Genomic DNA, 16411 nt, shown 5'->3' on the forward strand with positions numbered 1-16411 from the left:
AATGAGCATAAAAACCCCGAAATTCATCAGGAAAATCCATGATTTCTTTGAAGGAATTCACATTCCTTTTCTAGGAGTTTCGCTCTACAAAATGTTTGAGATTTACATTGAGGGAATCTTTAAAAACCAAATTGGAAGGAAGTCTGCCGCCATTTCTTGGAACTTCGTATTTTCCTTATTTCCCTTCATTTTGTTTTTGCTGTCCATACTTCCTTATTTGCCCCACTACGATAAATTGCAATTTTACATTTTTGAGATTTTGATGCAAAAGATTTTCCCAGGACGTATTGAAGGGGATGTGGTGAGTTACATCGAACAGAACATTATTCCCAATACCTCGAGTATTAGCAACATAACGATTCTTTTAGCGCTTGTCTTTGCTACCAACGGTACCTTTGCCCTAATCGACGGGTTTAACGAACAGACCAAAGAGAAGTTGAGCGACGTAAAGGAGTTTCTATTGGCCTTTGTTATTACCATTGGGTTTATCAGTGTGATTTTACTAGCCATTTTCGGAATCTATTACTCAGAGGTCGTCTTAAAACTTTTCACGCCCGAATATGCGATTTCGTGGTTTGTGCAAAACCTATCGGCGATTATTGGACTTATTTCGTTTCCGCTTTTTTACTTTGTTCTTTTGGCTCTTTTTTATTGGCTCGGGACTGTGAAATTGACAAGGTTTCGTCAGGCCATTCCAGGCGCCATTTTAACCACCATACTTTTTGTTCTCACCACCTATCTTTTTGCTATTTATGCAAGAAATTTCGCACGTTACAATGTGCTGTATGGATCGATCGGGACTATGATTTTACTTATGGTGTGGGTGAATGTGAATGTTTATTTGCTTTTGTTTGGAAACGAATTAAACTTAGCCATTCGTCGCATTCGCCTAGAGAAATTAGTCTCAGACGAACTCCTAAAAGAAGCAGAGAACTTTTCACCTCAAAATGATCCGGAACTGGAAGCTTCAAGTGAACACCAAATTGACCTTGTTTCCGATTCTAAAGAAAAGGAGGAAAAAAATAGGTCACAGGGTTCAAACTTGTCTACTTAAATGCTTAAAACCCTTATAGAGAGTGAATTCTTTTCCAAGCTCAGATTTGATTCTGTAGGGTGTATTAGACTAAAAGCAAAAAGTCATTCTTAAATCTAGGTTCAGAATGACTTTTTGTTTTGTGGTTAAAATTCGTCTGACTACTTAGGCAGATTCGAGCTCTTTTTTGGCTTGTTTCTTTCCAACGGATTTTAAGATCATATACCCCGTTAACCCTGCAATTAAAGAGGCAACAAGGATTGCGAATTTTGCTTCTGCTTGTAGTTCAGGATGCCCTTTGAAAGAGAGCAAGGCTATAAAGATAGACATGGTGAATCCAATTCCTGCGAGAAGCCCCGTCCCAATCATTTGAGACCAATTGCTTTTGTCGGGAAGGCTACTGAGTTTAAATTTGATCGCAAGGAAGGAAAAGAGATTGATTCCGACCACCTTGCCCACAAAAAGTCCTAGAATGATTCCGTAACCAAAATTGGTAAACAGTCCGTCCACCATTCCTGCCTCGAGTGCGATATTTACATTGGCCAGTGCGAACAGAGGCATGATGATAAAGCTGACAGGCAAATGAAGTTTTCCTTCCAATTTTTCCAATGGAGAAATTTCTGTTTCCGATACGTTCGTAGGAATGGTAAAGGCTAAGATTACCCCTGCGATGGTCGCATGGATACCGGAATGGTGCATGCAGTACCACAAGAAAATTCCAGGGATTAAATAAAAGACATGCTTTTTTACTTTGAAGTAGTTTAATAGGACAAGCAGGACTGTAATTCCAAGGCAAATCAAAAGGTAATTTAGGTGCAGTTGCTCTGTATAAAAGAGTGCGATCACAACAATAGCTCCAAGATCATCCACAATGGCGAGTGCAGCTAAGAAAATTTTGATGGAAGTCGGTACGCTTTTTCCAAGCAGTGAGATAATCGCGAGAGAGAATGCTATGTCGGTAGCCATCGGAATGGCCCATCCGTTTTGCGTGTCCGTTCCCGCATTAAATAGAATGTAAATTAGTGCTGGAACACTCATACCTCCTAGGGCTGCCACAATGGGAAGGGATGCATTCTTGAAACTGGATAACTCTCCTTCCACAATCTCACGCTTGATTTCTAGACCTACCAAGAGAAAGAAAATGGCCATAAGACCGTCGTTAATCCACATGCTAATCGAGTAGGGACCTAGCTCATAATTTAACAGATCTTCAAAGGAAGGACCTAACGAAGAATTCGCGATCATGAGCGAGAGAAAGACACAAAATAAGAGAAGGATTCCAGAGGATTGATTGTGGTGGAGAAAGTTTTTAAAATACTGGGTAATTTTCATGAATATTGATTGAGTTAAAGTCGTTTCACACGACTGATTCCGTTTATGTTTTTTAGTTGCTTAAAGGTTTCTTCTAGTTGACTTCGGTTCCTTACCTCGAGATTAATGGTTCCTGTAAAGAGCCCGTTGTTCGAAGATATAGTCATGCTTTTCATGTCCATGGCCATGGAGTTACTAATGACCTGTGTAATGTCATTAATCATTCCCAGGCGGTCCAGACCTTCAATTTCGATTTTGACTCGGTTCTTGAAGCTTTCTTCGTTGACCCATTTGGCGGGCATGACGCGGTAGTCGTATTGGGCTCGTAGGTTAATGGCATTGGGACAATTGTCACTGTGAACTTTGATGCCTTCCGAGATGGTGATAAAACCAAAGATTTTATCCCCCGGAATGACGTTGCAGCATTTGGCAAAGGTATAGTTGAGTTTCTCCTCGTCTTTACCAAAGACAATCAAATCAAGATTGCTAGTGCCATGCTCTTCGTATTCTTCGTTTTTCGTTGGAGATTTACGAAAGCGATTGATTAAATTATTAAATACGCTTTTGCTCTCGATGTACTTGCGTAAATCTCCGGTGTCGAGAGTGCCCTCTTGAAAACCGAGGAAAAGTTCCTGCGAAGTTTTTAAATTGAAATACTTCTGCATTTTGTTGATTTCCTCGTCATTGAAGGGGAGCTTTGCGTGGCGAAGCTTACGTTGTAGCATTTCTTTGCCTTCAGTGACTGCGCTGCTTTTTTGAGAATTTAAATAGGCCTTAATTTTGCTTTTTGCTTTCGAGGTGACCACGAACTCTAGCCAGTCCAATTTTGGTTTCTGGTTTTGAGAGGAAAGAATATCTACTTGATCTCCGTTTTGCAGCACATGGGAGATAGGCACTAGTTTTCCGTTAATTTTTGCCCCGAGGCACTTGGTTCCTAAATCAGAGTGAACGGAAAAGGCAAAATCTAGCGCGGTAGATCCCACCGGGAGAATCTTAATTTCCCCTTTTGGAGTAAAGACGAAAACTTCTTTTGAATAAAGATTTAGTTTGATATTGTCAAGAAGTTCGGTCGTACTTAAGTTTTGTTGCTGTTCAAGGACTTCTCTAATTTCACTAACCCAGCGTTCAAAATTCTGATCGTCTGAATTGTTCTTAAAGCCTTCCTTGTAGCGGTAATGCGCAGCGACTCCTTTCTCCGCAATCTCATCCATGCGTTCGCTTCGAATTTGAACTTCAATCCATTTTTTGTCTGGACCTAGAACGGTGAGGTGTAAACTTTCATACCCTGTGGAACGAGGCCTTGTAATCCAATCTCGCATTCGAAGGGGATTGCTGTGGTAGAGGTCTGTGACGATCGAGTAGATTTTCCAGGCTAGGAATTTTTCGTTTTTCGCATCGGATTTATAAATAATCCGAATGGCGTAATTGTCAAAAACTTCTTCAAACGGAACGCCCTGCTTGAGCATCTTTCTGTAGATGGAAGAGATGGCTTTTGCTCGTCCTTTGATTGTGATATTGAGACCTTCTTCGCCAAGACGCTCAGAGACTTCTTTTTTAAATTCTTCAACGTACTTTTCTCGGTTTTCCTTCGCGAGTTCAAGTTTTTCTGTGATTTCGTTATAAACCTCGGGATTGTTGTATTTTAGGGATAGATCTTCTAACTCTCCTTTCAAATTATAAAACCCTAAACGGTGGGCTAGAGGCGCATAAATATAGACGGTTTCCGAGGCAATCTTCTTTTGTTTGTCCGGAGCCATGCTCTCTAAGGTACGCATGTTATGAAGGCGGTCCGCAATCTTAATGAGAATCACGCGGAAGTCCTGAGAGAGGGTTAAAAGTAATTTTCTATAGTTTTCCGATTGAATCGAAATGTTCTGGTGGTTCATCACAGAGATCTTGGTCAGACCGTTTACGATGTCCGCGATTTTCTTTCCAAATCTCTTTTCTAAATCTTCATATGTGTAATCTGAATCTTCTACCACATCATGAAGCAGGGCGCACGCAATGGAGGTGGCCCCAAGTCCGATTTCATTGGCAACAATCTTTGCCACTTCGATCGGATGGTAGATATAGGGTTCTCCTGATTTTCTACGTTGATCTTTGTGGGCATCCAGTGCGAGATCAAATGCACGACGTATTAGCTTATTCTGCTCCTCGTCAAGAGTCCGGTATGTGTTGGAAATTAAGTCCTTATACCGGGCAAGAATTTCTTTGTTTTCTTGTTCTAAGTCGTATATCATCTGTGCAGTTCTTTAACTCTACGAATGTAGAAAAAAATGAGCAGAACTCCAACAAAATAGAGAGGATAGAATAGAGGTTGTTTTAAAGCGAAAGTCCAGTTCCTAAAGTCCAGATATGTCTAGGAGTCCATTAGAATTTTGGCAAAAAAGTGGGTAGAAAAACCCAGAGGTTTGAAAAGAAAAAAGTCCACTTGCACTCAAGTGGACCGTATTGAAAAAATTTAATTTGATAAGAAAAACACTGTTATTTGGATCTTTAACGTATGTTCTTTTAAATCGGTGCAAAACTACAGCCAAAAATAGAAAGTTTTAACAGTTTCTAATAGATTTAACAAATAATTAATAATATAGCGCCTCTATAATAACAAAATCGTAATTTTTAGTCTTTTGCTTTGTAAAAAGTTTGAAGGAAAGTCCTTTTCATTTGAAGAGAGACAAGCAATCCTTGCAATTGCCGATTTTTAAGTTCCTTTGGATGAAAAATAATTCATTCAAAAAAAGAAATACAAAGCTCAAATAAGGTCATTATCTGCTTAGTGGGAAGATCCGCGTGCTAGTTTATTCTTTTTCATTCTTGATCTCTTCGACAACTTCTGGATTGAGTAAAGTGGAAATATCACCAAAATCACTTTGTTCTCCTTGTGCTATTTTACGTAAAATGCGTCGCATAATTTTCCCTGATCTTGTTTTGGGGAGAGAGGAGACAAATTGAATCTTATCTAGTTTGGCAATAGGTCCCACGCTGTCTGAAATCAACATGTTGATTTCTTTTTTAAGATTTTCCCGATCACGGGATTCTCCACTTTCTTTGAGTGTTACAAAGGCGTAGAGCCCACTGCCCTTGATCTCGTGTGGAAACCCGGTGATGGCCGATTCCGCTACAGCGGGATGTTGGTTAATGCTGGCTTCAATCGGAGCGGTTCCTAAATTATGTCCAGAGACAATAATAACATCGTCTACACGTCCCGTAATACGGTAGTATCCCGTTTCGTCTCGTAAGGCTCCATCTCCGGTGAAATATTTACCAGGAAAGGCCGTGAAATAAGTTTCTTTATACCTTTGATGGTCTTTCCAAATGGTACGCGCAATGCCGGGCCATGGAAATCGAATGCAAAGGTTTCCGTCTACTTGGTTCCCTGTGATTTCATTTCGTTTTTCATCCATTAGGACAGGCTGTATTCCAGGTAGAGGCAAAGTCGCATAGGTGGGTTTGGTTGGGGTTACAAAAGGAATCGGAGAGATCAGGATTCCGCCAGTTTCCGTTTGCCACCAAGTATCGACAATGGGACATTTTTTGTTTCCTACATGGTCGTTGTACCAATGCCAGGCTTCGTCGTTAATGGGTTCACCCACGGATCCAATTACACGCAGTGAGCTCAAATCATGCTTTTCTACCCAATCGGTGCTTTCCTTAGCCAAAGAACGAATAGCGGTAGGGGCGGTATAGAACTGAGTTATTTTATGCTTTTCAATGACTTCCCAAAAACGGTCCGGCTCGGGGTAAGTAGGGACTCCTTCGAACAATACGGTGGTAGCACCACAGGAAAGCGGACCGTAAAGTATGTAAGAGTGTCCCGTGATCCAGCCTATGTCCGCTGTACACCAATAAATGTCGTTTTCTTTGTAATTAAAAACATTTTTAAAGGTATACCCACAATAAACCATGTATCCCGCGGTGGTATGAAGCATTCCTTTGGGTTTGCCGGTGGAACCCGAAGTGTATAAAATAAACAAAGGATCTTCCGCATCCATAATTCTAGAAACAAAATCGATGGAAGCCTCCTTGTAGAGAGGCTCGAGCCATAAGTCTCTTCCTTCTTTCATGCTCACCTCAGTGCCCGTTCTTTTTACAACCAATACTCTTTTGATTCCTGGCGATTTTTCAAGCGCTTTGTCTACGATTCCTTTCAAATCAATCGATTTAGAACCTCGAAAACTACCGTCTGAACAAATTAAAAGTTTCGCCTCACAATCGTTCATTCGGGAGGAAAGCGCCAAATCTGAAAATCCAGCAAAAATAACGGAATGCACGGCTCCAAGTCTTGCGCAGGCAAGCATGGTTACAGCAAGTTCCGGAATCATAGGAAGGTAAATGCAGACGCGGTCTCCTTTCTCGACGCCTTGGTCCTTTAGTACATTTGCCATCTTGCAAACCCTTTCATGCAGTTCCTTATACGAAATGTGCTGCGCGGGTTCTTTTGGGTCGTTAGGTTCAAACAGAATCGCTGTTTTGTCCCCTCGGACTTGCAAATGACGGTCAATGCAATTCTTTGTGATGTTTAGCTTCGCATTTTTGAACCATTTGATCTTTGCTTCTTCCATGTCAAATTCAAGAACTTTCGTCCAACGCTGGTACCAAACGAAGCCTTCGTCTGCGACTTGATCCCAGAATTTCTTAGGATTTTTGATGGATTTCTTGTATTGCTTAAAATAATCGGGAAGGTCGTCGATATAAAAATTTTTCATTTTATTATTTTCTTGAGTGAATTGGATTTCGTTTGTGTTTTTAAAATTAGCATTATTTTTAATTTATCGCAGCTTTTGCGAGGGGGATTTCGTAGAAAAAAAACAGAGCCCTACACGAGCACCCATGAAAAGGGCCCGTGTATACTGAAGTTTAAGGTCTTTTCGAGAATGGGATATGTTCTTATTTTAAGCTAGATAGGCTAGAGTTGAATAGAAAAACATAAAGACAAGTGCCGCGCTGTACTACTTAAAAGAGAGTCTTTGTTTTGGTATTTCGGATTCGGAAAAGATAGTTGTACTTTTGTATCTCGTTTAGATTTATCTATTATGGCCCAAATTTATATAAAAAACATGGTGTGTGATCGTTGTATCTTGGTGGTACAAGGGGAACTTGAAAAGCTAGGGCTCGAAGCTAAAGAAGTAAAACTAGGAGAGGCAGAGCTCCTAAGGGAACTAAGTCCGGACCAAAGAAAAGCCTTAGATGCCTCTTTAAAACCTTTAGGGTTTGAGATAATCGATGACAAAAAGAAACAGCTAATAGAAGGCATTAAGACGATCATTATTGAGCTCGTTCATACCAAAGACAATGAGAACAAAACGAACTTGTCCACTCTTTTAAGCGAGCAACTAAACCATGACTATAGTTACCTTTCTAATTTGTTTTCCGAATTAGAGAAAACCACCATTGAAAAGTATTTTATCGCGCAAAAGATAGAAAAGGTAAAAGAGCTATTGGTCTATGATGAGTTAACTTTAAGTGAGATTGCGGACCAATTAAATTATTCGAGTGTTGCGTATTTAAGCAATCAATTTAAGAAAATCACAGGGTTCTCTCCCAGTGAATTTAAAAAAGAGAAAACAAACCAAAGAAAATCCCTCGATTCAATTTAGGTTAAAAATGCAGGGCCATTAGGTTAGAAATAAGGATTTAGTCCTTCTATTTTTGGAATCCCTTTTCTGATTCCTTCTATAATCTTACAATTCAATTCCACAAAACTACAACCTTTCTCCCCAGAGGATGTCGCATCTTTGCATTGTAAACAAACCTAGTAAAGCAATGGCTACAAATAAAGAATTAATTTATCTTCCCCTTGAAGATGTAGATAGTGAACACTGCGCTCTTATAGTGGACAAGGGACTCTCGCAAGTAAACGGAGTGGAGAGTCATAAAGTCGAACTTAATAATCGCAGGGCGGTATTGACGACTGAAAATAACGAAGCGGTCACTAGAGCTGTACAAGCGATTAAAGACCTTGGATACGGCGTGACTACCATAAAGGCCACGGTTCCCGTACTAGAGATGACCTGCGCTTCGTGCGCTAGCAGTGCACAAAACATCATAAAAATGCAACCTGGAGTGGTGGATGCATCCGTGAACTATGGAACCGGAAATTTGGTTTTAGAGTATTTGCCGGGTACAACCGATCTTCTAAAGCTCAAAAAGGCACTTCAAAACGGAGGATACGATCTTCTCATCGAAGAGGAATCCTCAGTAAATGAAACCTTAGAGAAGATTCAGGAGAAAAAGTACAAAACCCTGAAGCAAAAAACGCTTTGGGCGGTCCTCTTGTCTTTACCGGTGGTTTTCATTGGGATGTTTTATATGGACATGCCCTATGGAAACGAAATTATGTGGCTTTTTTCCACCCCGGTGGTTCTATGGCTCGGTAGAGATTTTTTTATCGGAGCTTGGAAACAATTAAAGCACAAATCCGCCAATATGGATACACTTGTGGCACTCAGTACAGGGATTGCCTACCTGTTTAGTGTATTCACTCTGCTCTTCCCTGAGTTTTGGACCAGTCGTGGGCTTGAGGCGCACGTCTATTTTGAAGCGGCTGCAGTTATTATAGCCTTTATCCTGCTTGGGAAGCTACTAGAGGAAAGAGCAAAAGGCAATACCTCTAGTGCAATTAAGAACCTGATGGGACTACAACCTAAATCTGTAATTGTGATTTCCCCAGACAAAACGCAGAGAGAAATACCGATTGAAGAGGTGCTAGTGGGCGATGAAATTTTAGTAAAGCCCGGAGAAAAAATTGCAGTGGATGGAATCGTGTCCGTAGGCAATTCCTATGTGGACGAAAGCATGCTCAGTGGAGAGCCTGTTCCGGTTCAAAAGAGTGAGAATGAATCGGTCTACGCAGGAACCATCAACCAAAAAGGAAGTTTTCAATTCAAAGCCCAAAAAGTAGGGAAAGATACGATGCTTGCTCATATTATTAAGACCGTACAAGATGCCCAGGGAAGCAAAGCTCCGGTGCAGAAGTTGGTTGACAAAATCGCAAGTGTCTTTGTGCCTGTGGTGATCGGGATTGCGCTTGTAACCTTTGGACTCTGGCTCGTACTCGGAGGAGAAAACGGTGTGGTACAAGGGCTGCTTGCGGCCATTACCGTACTTGTGATTGCCTGTCCTTGCGCACTTGGACTTGCCACGCCGACAGCCATTATGGTGGGCGTAGGAAAAGGTGCTGAAAATGGAATTTTAATTAAAGATGCACAAAGTCTTGAGCTTGCCAAAAAAGTGAATGCCATCATCCTTGACAAAACCGGAACCATTACCGAGGGGAGACCTCAGGTAACCGCCTCAGAGTGGCTTGAAGGGCAAAAGGACAAGAAAGCCGTTTTGCTTAGTCTTGAAAAGCAGTCTGAGCATCCGCTCGCGGACGCCGTAGTGAAGTATTTGCAGGGCTCTCCACAAATAGAAATCTCCAATTTTGAAAGTATTACTGGACAGGGTGCAAAAGCGCTTTATGAGAAGGAGAGTTATTTCGTGGGCAATTTAAAATTGCTTACTGATCATAAGATTGAAATAAGCCCAAGTTTAAAGCAGTATGCGCAGAACTGGGCTGAGCAGTCACAAAGCGTAATTTGGTTTGCAAATGAGCATCAGGCGCTTGCTGTGCTAGCCATTTCAGATAAAATCAAAGAAACCTCGGTGCAAGCCATCGAGCAAATAAATAAAATGGGCATCGAGCTCTACATGCTGACAGGAGATAACGAGGCAACGGCGAAGGCCATTGCAAAGCAAACCGGCATTGCAAACTACAAAGCTCAGGTGATGCCTCAGGACAAAGCGGACTTTGTGAAAAAACTCCAAAGCGAAGGGAAAATCGTGGCCATGGTTGGGGATGGAATTAATGACAGTACTGCTCTTGCCACGGCAGACGTAAGTATTGCCATGGGGAAAGGATCTGACATTGCAATGGATGTGGCTAAAATGACCATTATCTCTTCTGATCTACTCAAAATTCCTCAGGCGATAAAACTCTCTAAACAAACCGTGGCTACCATTAAGCAAAACTTATTCTGGGCGTTTATCTACAACTTAATTGGCATTCCAATTGCAGCAGGAATCTTGTATCCTATCAATGGTTTTCTTCTGAATCCAATGCTTGCTGGAGCGGCCATGGCGCTAAGTAGCGTAAGTGTCGTAAGCAATAGTTTGCGCCTCAAGTGGAAAAAGTAAATACCTGTAGAATTAAGCAATAATAATTTTAAAATAATCAATAGAACAATGGAAAACAAAGAATTTAAATTTAAAACCACCTTAGATTGTGGAGGGTGCGTCTCTAAAGTGCAAGGCGATTTAGACTCTGCCTCTGGGATTGAAAAATGGAATGTAGATACCTCGAATCCAGACAAGATTCTTACAGTAGAATCGAGTGGGATTACTGAGAAGGAGGTGATGGATATTGTAAAAGCAAAAGGATTCGAAGTAGAATCGATTTCTTAAGCGATAGCCCCCCCCTTAAGGGTGCACGTTTCCCACAGCGGCCGAAGTTTTTTAAGACGAGATGGAGACAGAAATAGAAAAAATTGAGGGGGAAAGAAAATTTATCGCCTCACAATTTTTTACTTTTCAAATTAATTTCTATCTTTGCACTCAATGTGTAAAACGCTACATTTTGATCGCAAATCAAGAGGCATGGATGCCTCAGGAAACATATTTTTTATAACGAACGAAGTCTTTTTGGCTTCGTTTTTTTTTGTAATTTTAAGGAGAAATTTTAATTCAAAATGATAAAACTTTCAAAACTCAGCAAAGAATCCATTGAGAGGATCCTTGAAGATAGCTTGGCATTTGCTAAGGGAACGAAAATACGTGCAAAACAGCCCATTTTTGTGGCCAACTTATTTTTTGAAAACAGTACTCGAACCGTTGTGAGTTTTGAAATGGCCGAGCGCAAACTAGGACTGGAAGTGATTCCTTTTGCGGTTCAAACCAGCTCACTCAACAAAGGAGAAACGCTATTCGATACAGTGAAGACTCTAAAAGCTTTAGGGCTTGATTTACTTGTGATCCGACATCCAGACGATAATTATTACGAAGATTTAAAGTCCATTGAAATCGGGATTGTGAACGCAGGGGACGGAACCGGCCATCATCCAAGCCAAGGTCTATTGGATTTGGTCACGATCAAACAAGAGTTTGGAAGTTTTGAAGGACTCACCGTAGGAATTGTTGGAGATGTAAAGCACTCTCGAGTGGCAAACTCTGATGCAGAAGCGCTTAGACGATTGGGAGCAAAAGTGCATTTTTCAGGACCGGAAGATTGGTTCGACCAAGGAGCCATGATGAACGGAACGTACCGAAATTTTGATCACTTAATTCCAGAAGTCGATGTGTTAATTATGCTACGTATTCAACACGAGAGACATACGACGAAACATCCCATTTCAAATGCAGAGTACTTATCGAAATACGGACTCACAAAAGCCCGCATGGAGGCTATGAAACCCAATGCAATTGTGATGCATCCTGGGCCTGTGAATAGAGGAGTGGAGATGGAAAGCGAACTTGTGGATAGCGAAAAATCAAGAATTTTCAAACAAATTGAAAACGGCGTGTATACGCGCATGGCGATTTTAAAGCATGAGCTTGAATTGCAAGGATTTGAGTTTGAAACGTACAGCTAAAAAAGGTAGAGGTGCTAAGGTCTGAAGAGAGAAGCAGACGAAAGCGACAGAAAGGAAAAGTAATCATACAATAAAGAAAGCAAGTCTTGCCAAAGACGCGCTAAAAAAAGAGAATGAAAAAGAAATTAGTATTAGAATCGGGCGAGGTTTTTCACGGCATTGGATTTGGTGCGGATTTATTGAGCGAGGGTGAAGTGGTGTTTAACACAGGAATGACGGGGTATCAGGAATTAATTTCCGATCCTTCGTATTGCGGTCAGATTGTGACCATGACATATCCTTTAATTGGGAATTACGGAATCAACCGTGACGATTTTGAAAGCATTGAACCGGGAATCAAAGGTTTGGTGGTCAAAGAGCTTTGTGATTATCCTTCTAATTTTAGAAGTCAAATGTCGCTTGATGAGCTCTTAAAATCGAAAAATATTTCTGGGATTCAAGGCATTGACACCCGACAATTGACAAGACTCATCAGAGACAAAGGAACGTTAAGAGGACGAATTGCAAACTTTGATGCCAATGAAAGCGAGATAGTGGCGGAATTAAAGGCGCTTGAAATTGAAAAAAAATTAGTGGAGCAGGTTTCTACAAAAACACCTTATGCGGCACCAGGTAGAGGTTTTAGAGTTGTAGTCGTTGATTTTGGAGCGAAACTTGGTATCATTCGAGAACTCTCCCATAGAGACTGCGATATTATTGTGGTGAATCAAAACGCGTCCGCTTCTGAAATTTTAGCTTTGCATCCCGACGGAGTGATGCTAACCAATGGACCTGGCGATCCCCAGGACGTGGTGGGGGCGCAGGAGATGATTCAAGGACTCTTAGGCAAGGTGCCTATCTTTGGAATCTGTCTAGGGCATCAGCTCATTTCTTTAGCTTGTGGAGCCAAAACCTTTAAGCTGAAATTCGGACACAGAGGAGCAAACCATCCTGTACTGGATTTAGAACGAAACACCGTAGCAATTACTTCTCAAAACCACGGATACGCAGTGGATTCTGCGAGTTTGGAAGGCACAGGCCTTGTGGAAACGCACGTGGCCTTAAACGACCGAACAAACGAAGGAGTTCGTCACACGGAATTTCCTTGTTTCTCGGTACAGTATCACCCAGAGGCCAGTCCAGGTCCAGAAGATGCAAATTATTTATTTGATGAATTTATCAGCCTAATGGAGGCGTTTACAACGAAAAGAGCTTAAGACAAGAAAATGAAGAGAACGGATATAAAAACGATTTTAGTAATTGGCTCAGGTCCGATTATTATTGGACAAGCGGCAGAATTTGATTATGCAGGAACCCAGGCCTGTTTGGCACTAAGGGAGGAGGGATACCGCGTAATTTTAATTAATTCCAATCCCGCTACGATTATGACCGATGTGGAAATTGCGGACAAAGTATACATTGAACCTATTTCCCTTCCTTTTGTAAGTCACATTATTCGCAAAGAAAGACCGGACGCCTTACTTCCTACCTTAGGAGGGCAAATTGGTCTGAATATGGCGATTGAATTAGAAAAATCAGGAATCTTAGAAGAGTGTGAAGTGGAGGTTCTTGGAACCAAACTTTCTGCCATCAACAAAGCAGAGGATAGAGATCTTTTCCGAGAATTAATGAACGAGTTAAACGAGCCGGTTCCAGAGAGTGACATTGTCACCACCGTAGAAGGAGCCATTTCGTTTGCAAATAAAATAGGGTATCCTGTAATTGTTCGTCCTGCCTTTACGATGGGAGGAACCGGGGGAGGAATTGCAGATACAGAAGCCCAATTAAAAGAAATCACAGAATTAGGACTTAAATATTCGCCAGTAACTCAATGTTTAATTGAGCGTTCGATTGCGGGATTTAAAGAAATTGAATACGAGGTGATGAGAGATGCAAACGACAATGCAATTGTGGTTTGTAACATGGAAAACATTGATCCTGTAGGAGTCCATACAGGCGATAGTATCGTAGTGGCTCCTTCACAAACGCTATCCGACAGAGAGTATCAACTGCTTCGAAATGCTTCTTTAAAAATTATTCGTGCCCTTGGCATCGAAGGAGGCTGTAACGTGCAATTGGCCTTAGATCCTCATTCCTTCAACTATTATATCATTGAGGTGAATCCGAGGGTATCGCGTTCTTCTGCTTTAGCCAGCAAAGCGACCGGGTATCCGATTGCGAAATTAGCAGCGAAGATTGCCGTGGGGTTAACCTTAGATGAAATGATGAACCCTGTCACTGGAAAAACCTATGCCTGTTTTGAACCTGCACTGGATTACGTGGTGACCAAAATTCCTAGGTTCCCATTTGATAAATTCGAAACGGCAGACCGTCGTCTCTCTACTCAAATGAAGGCTACAGGGGAGGTTATGGCAATCGGAAGAACCTTTGAAGAAAGTATTCAAAAAGCGATTCGTTCTCTTGAGACGGGTATTCGCCACTTAGGACTTAAGCAAAAACAAGCACAGGAGTTAACGCCGGAAGATATTGAAAGACGCATTCGAGTATGTGATGACGAAAGACTCTTTGTCATCGGTGAAGCGCTAAGACGTGGATACGACTGGATGCAAATTGTAGAATGGAGTAAAATTGATCCGTTCTTCATTTGGAAGCTAAAAAAATTAGTGGATTTTGAAAAGACCATTTCCAGCAGCAAAATGGATCTTGAGGTTTTAAACGATGCAAAAAAATTAGGGTTTTCGGATAAAAACATTGCGTTTCTCTGGGGAATCACCCAAAGAGAAGTTTTCGAGTTTAGAAAAAGAAGTGGACTTATGCCGGTCTACAAAATGGTAGATACGTGCGCAGCTGAATTTGAAAGCGAAACTCCGTATTTCTACGGAACCTACGAACAAGAAAACGAAAGTGTACGAAGCGGCAAAGAAAAAATCATTGTACTGGGTTCTGGACCTATCCGTATTGGGCAAGGAGTTGAGTTTGATTACGCGACCGTACACAGTGTATGGGCCATTAAGCAAATGGGGTACGAATCCATCATTATCAATAACAACCCGGAAACGGTTTCCACCGATTTTTCGATCTCAGACAAACTCTACTTTGAGCCTTTGACCGAAGAAGACGTGATGAATATTATTGAGCTAGAAAAACCCAAAGGGGTCATTGTTCAATTTGGTGGACAAACCGCTATCAACCTTGCGGACAAACTAGCAAGTCATGGCGTTCAGATTCTAGGAACCAGTTTAGAAGACTTAGACCGTTCTGAGAACCGGGATAAATTTGAAAAAGCACTGCAGGAAATGGGCATTCCGATGCCCAAAGGAAGAACCTCCTTTTCGAAAGAAGGAGCCATTGAAATCGCAGATTCGATTGGATATCCTGTTTTAGTGCGTCCAAGTTACGTTTTAGGTGGGCGCGCGATGGAAATTGTATACAACGAAACGGAACTAGCGCACTATATGGAAAATGCGGTAGAAGCCAGTCCTGAACATCCCGTTTTGGTCGATAAATACATGACCGGAAAAGAAGTTGAGGTAGACGCCATTTGCGACGGAGAAACGGTCGTGATTCCAGGAATTATGGAGCATATTGAGCGCGCAGGAGTTCACTCTGGGGATTCCATTGCGGTGTATCCTCCGCAGAATATCAACGAAAAGTGCATGGCACAATTGATTGATTACACAGAGCGTTTAGCGAAAGGTCTTGGCGTCATTGGATTAATGAATGTTCAGTACGTCTTATTTGAAGATCAGGTTTACGTCATCGAAGTAAATCCAAGATCGTCTCGTACCGTACCATTTTTGTCAAAAATCACAGAGGTACCTATGGCGAATTTAGCCACCAAAGTGATTCTTGGAGAGAGCTTAAAATCACTGGGCTACGAAAGTGGACTGGTAGAGGCAAAAGAGGGAGTGTATGTAAAAGTTCCTGTCTTCTCCTTTTCTAAGTTAACCAAGGTTGATACTTCATTAGGCCCTGAAATGAAATCTACTGGGGAGGTCATGGGGAAAGACACGACTTTAGAAAAAGCACTTTACAAAGGCTTTATCGCAGCAGGTCGACGTGTTCCACTTCACGGCGCGATTCTCTTTACAGTAGCTGACAAACACAAGGAAGAAGCGGCCGTTTTTGCACGTCGTTTCCACGAAGTAGGCTTTAGAATTTGGGCCACTCAGGGGACTGCAAAATACTTTCAGGAAGTCGGTATCCCAGTAAAAATAGGCTATAAAATTGGACAGGAAGATGTCAACCTAATTGACCTTATTCAAAAAGGAAAAGTTCAATACGTAGTGAATACAACCACGAAAGGAAAACAAGCCGAACGAGATGGATTCCAAATCCGCCGTATGAGTGTGGAGAATGGAGTACCTTGTCTTACTTCCATGGACACGGTAGAGGCAATACTCAAAGTGATTGAGAGTATGAGTTTCAAGATGCAACCTATGTAAAAAACACCCTCATAATAAATAGCACATCCTTCGCATTCGCGAGGGATGTGTCGTTT

General features: G+C 41.5%; 10 protein-coding genes. 7 read left to right on the top strand and 3 right to left on the bottom strand.

Annotated elements, in window-relative coordinates; all coding sequences use genetic code 11:
- Window position 1 precedes the first annotated feature (1 nt).
- Window positions 2–1054 (top strand): YihY/virulence factor BrkB family protein, encoded by a 1053-nt coding sequence (locus ACX3PU_RS05440; protein ID WP_459083911.1) that lies wholly within the window; start codon window positions 2–4, stop codon window positions 1052–1054.
- A gap of 144 nt (window positions 1055–1198) precedes the next feature.
- Here the strand turns inward: ACX3PU_RS05440 and nhaA are convergent, their stop codons facing one another.
- The 3 genes from nhaA to acs form a co-directional block, all read right to left on the bottom strand.
- The gene (nhaA, locus tag ACX3PU_RS05445; RefSeq protein WP_459083912.1) at window positions 1199–2365 is read right to left on the bottom strand and encodes a Na+/H+ antiporter NhaA; all 1167 of its coding nucleotides are present in this window, start codon (window positions 2363–2365) and stop codon (window positions 1199–1201) included.
- A 14-nt stretch (window positions 2366–2379) separates the two neighbouring features.
- Window positions 2380–4584, bottom strand: coding sequence for a RelA/SpoT family protein (locus ACX3PU_RS05450; RefSeq protein WP_459083913.1), 2205 nt, complete (start codon window positions 4582–4584; stop codon window positions 2380–2382).
- A 558-nt stretch (window positions 4585–5142) separates the two neighbouring features.
- A complete protein-coding gene (acs, locus tag ACX3PU_RS05455) occupies window positions 5143–7077 on the bottom strand; it encodes an acetate--CoA ligase (RefSeq protein ID WP_459084015.1) in 1935 nt (644 codons plus the stop codon).
- A 300-nt stretch (window positions 7078–7377) separates the two neighbouring features.
- Here acs and ACX3PU_RS05460 point away from each other — a divergent pair, with 300 nt between their 5' ends.
- The 6 genes from ACX3PU_RS05460 (at window position 7378) to carB (ending at window position 16355) form a co-directional block, all read left to right on the top strand.
- Window positions 7378–7941, top strand: a complete 564-nt coding sequence (locus ACX3PU_RS05460) for a helix-turn-helix domain-containing protein (RefSeq protein ID WP_459083914.1) — start codon at window positions 7378–7380, stop codon at window positions 7939–7941.
- Window positions 7942–8107: 166 nt separating this feature from the next.
- The gene (locus ACX3PU_RS05465; protein ID WP_459083915.1) at window positions 8108–10519 is read left to right on the top strand and encodes a heavy metal translocating P-type ATPase; all 2412 of its coding nucleotides are present in this window, start codon (window positions 8108–8110) and stop codon (window positions 10517–10519) included.
- A gap of 48 nt (window positions 10520–10567) precedes the next feature.
- A complete protein-coding gene (locus ACX3PU_RS05470) occupies window positions 10568–10786 on the top strand; it encodes a heavy-metal-associated domain-containing protein (RefSeq protein WP_459083916.1) in 219 nt (72 codons plus the stop codon).
- Window positions 10787–11070: 284 nt separating this feature from the next.
- Window positions 11071–11970: an aspartate carbamoyltransferase catalytic subunit gene (locus ACX3PU_RS05475; RefSeq protein WP_459083917.1), complete on the top strand. Its 900-nt coding sequence runs from the start codon at window positions 11071–11073 to the stop codon at window positions 11968–11970.
- 113 nt (window positions 11971–12083) lie between these two features.
- Complete coding sequence (gene carA, locus ACX3PU_RS05480; protein WP_459083918.1) at window positions 12084–13166, top strand: glutamine-hydrolyzing carbamoyl-phosphate synthase small subunit; 1083 nt, start codon at window positions 12084–12086, stop codon at window positions 13164–13166.
- Window positions 13167–13175: 9 nt separating this feature from the next.
- A complete protein-coding gene (carB, locus tag ACX3PU_RS05485; RefSeq protein WP_459083919.1) occupies window positions 13176–16355 on the top strand; it encodes a carbamoyl-phosphate synthase large subunit in 3180 nt (1059 codons plus the stop codon).
- Window positions 16356–16411: the final 56 nt, after the last annotated feature.

It is taken from the genome of Chryseobacterium sp. A301, from assembly GCF_054489425.1.

Excerpts from the sequence above, each read along its gene's own strand:
- ACX3PU_RS05470 (WP_459083916.1), top strand. The coding sequence starts at position 10,568 with ATGGAAAACAAAGAATTTAAATTTAAAACCACCTTAGATTGTGGAGGG.
- ACX3PU_RS05450 (WP_459083913.1), bottom strand. The coding sequence starts at position 4,584 with ATGATATACGACTTAGAACAAGAAAACAAAGAAATTCTTGCCCGGTAT.
- ACX3PU_RS05465 (WP_459083915.1), top strand. The coding sequence starts at position 8,108 with ATGGCTACAAATAAAGAATTAATTTATCTTCCCCTTGAAGATGTAGAT.
- nhaA (WP_459083912.1), bottom strand. The coding sequence starts at position 2,365 with ATGAAAATTACCCAGTATTTTAAAAACTTTCTCCACCACAATCAATCC.
- ACX3PU_RS05440 (WP_459083911.1), top strand. The coding sequence starts at position 2 with ATGAGCATAAAAACCCCGAAATTCATCAGGAAAATCCATGATTTCTTT.
- carA (WP_459083918.1), top strand. The coding sequence starts at position 12,084 with ATGAAAAAGAAATTAGTATTAGAATCGGGCGAGGTTTTTCACGGCATT.
- ACX3PU_RS05460 (WP_459083914.1), top strand. The coding sequence starts at position 7,378 with ATGGCCCAAATTTATATAAAAAACATGGTGTGTGATCGTTGTATCTTG.
- ACX3PU_RS05475 (WP_459083917.1), top strand. The coding sequence starts at position 11,071 with ATGATAAAACTTTCAAAACTCAGCAAAGAATCCATTGAGAGGATCCTT.
- carB (WP_459083919.1), top strand. The coding sequence starts at position 13,176 with ATGAAGAGAACGGATATAAAAACGATTTTAGTAATTGGCTCAGGTCCG.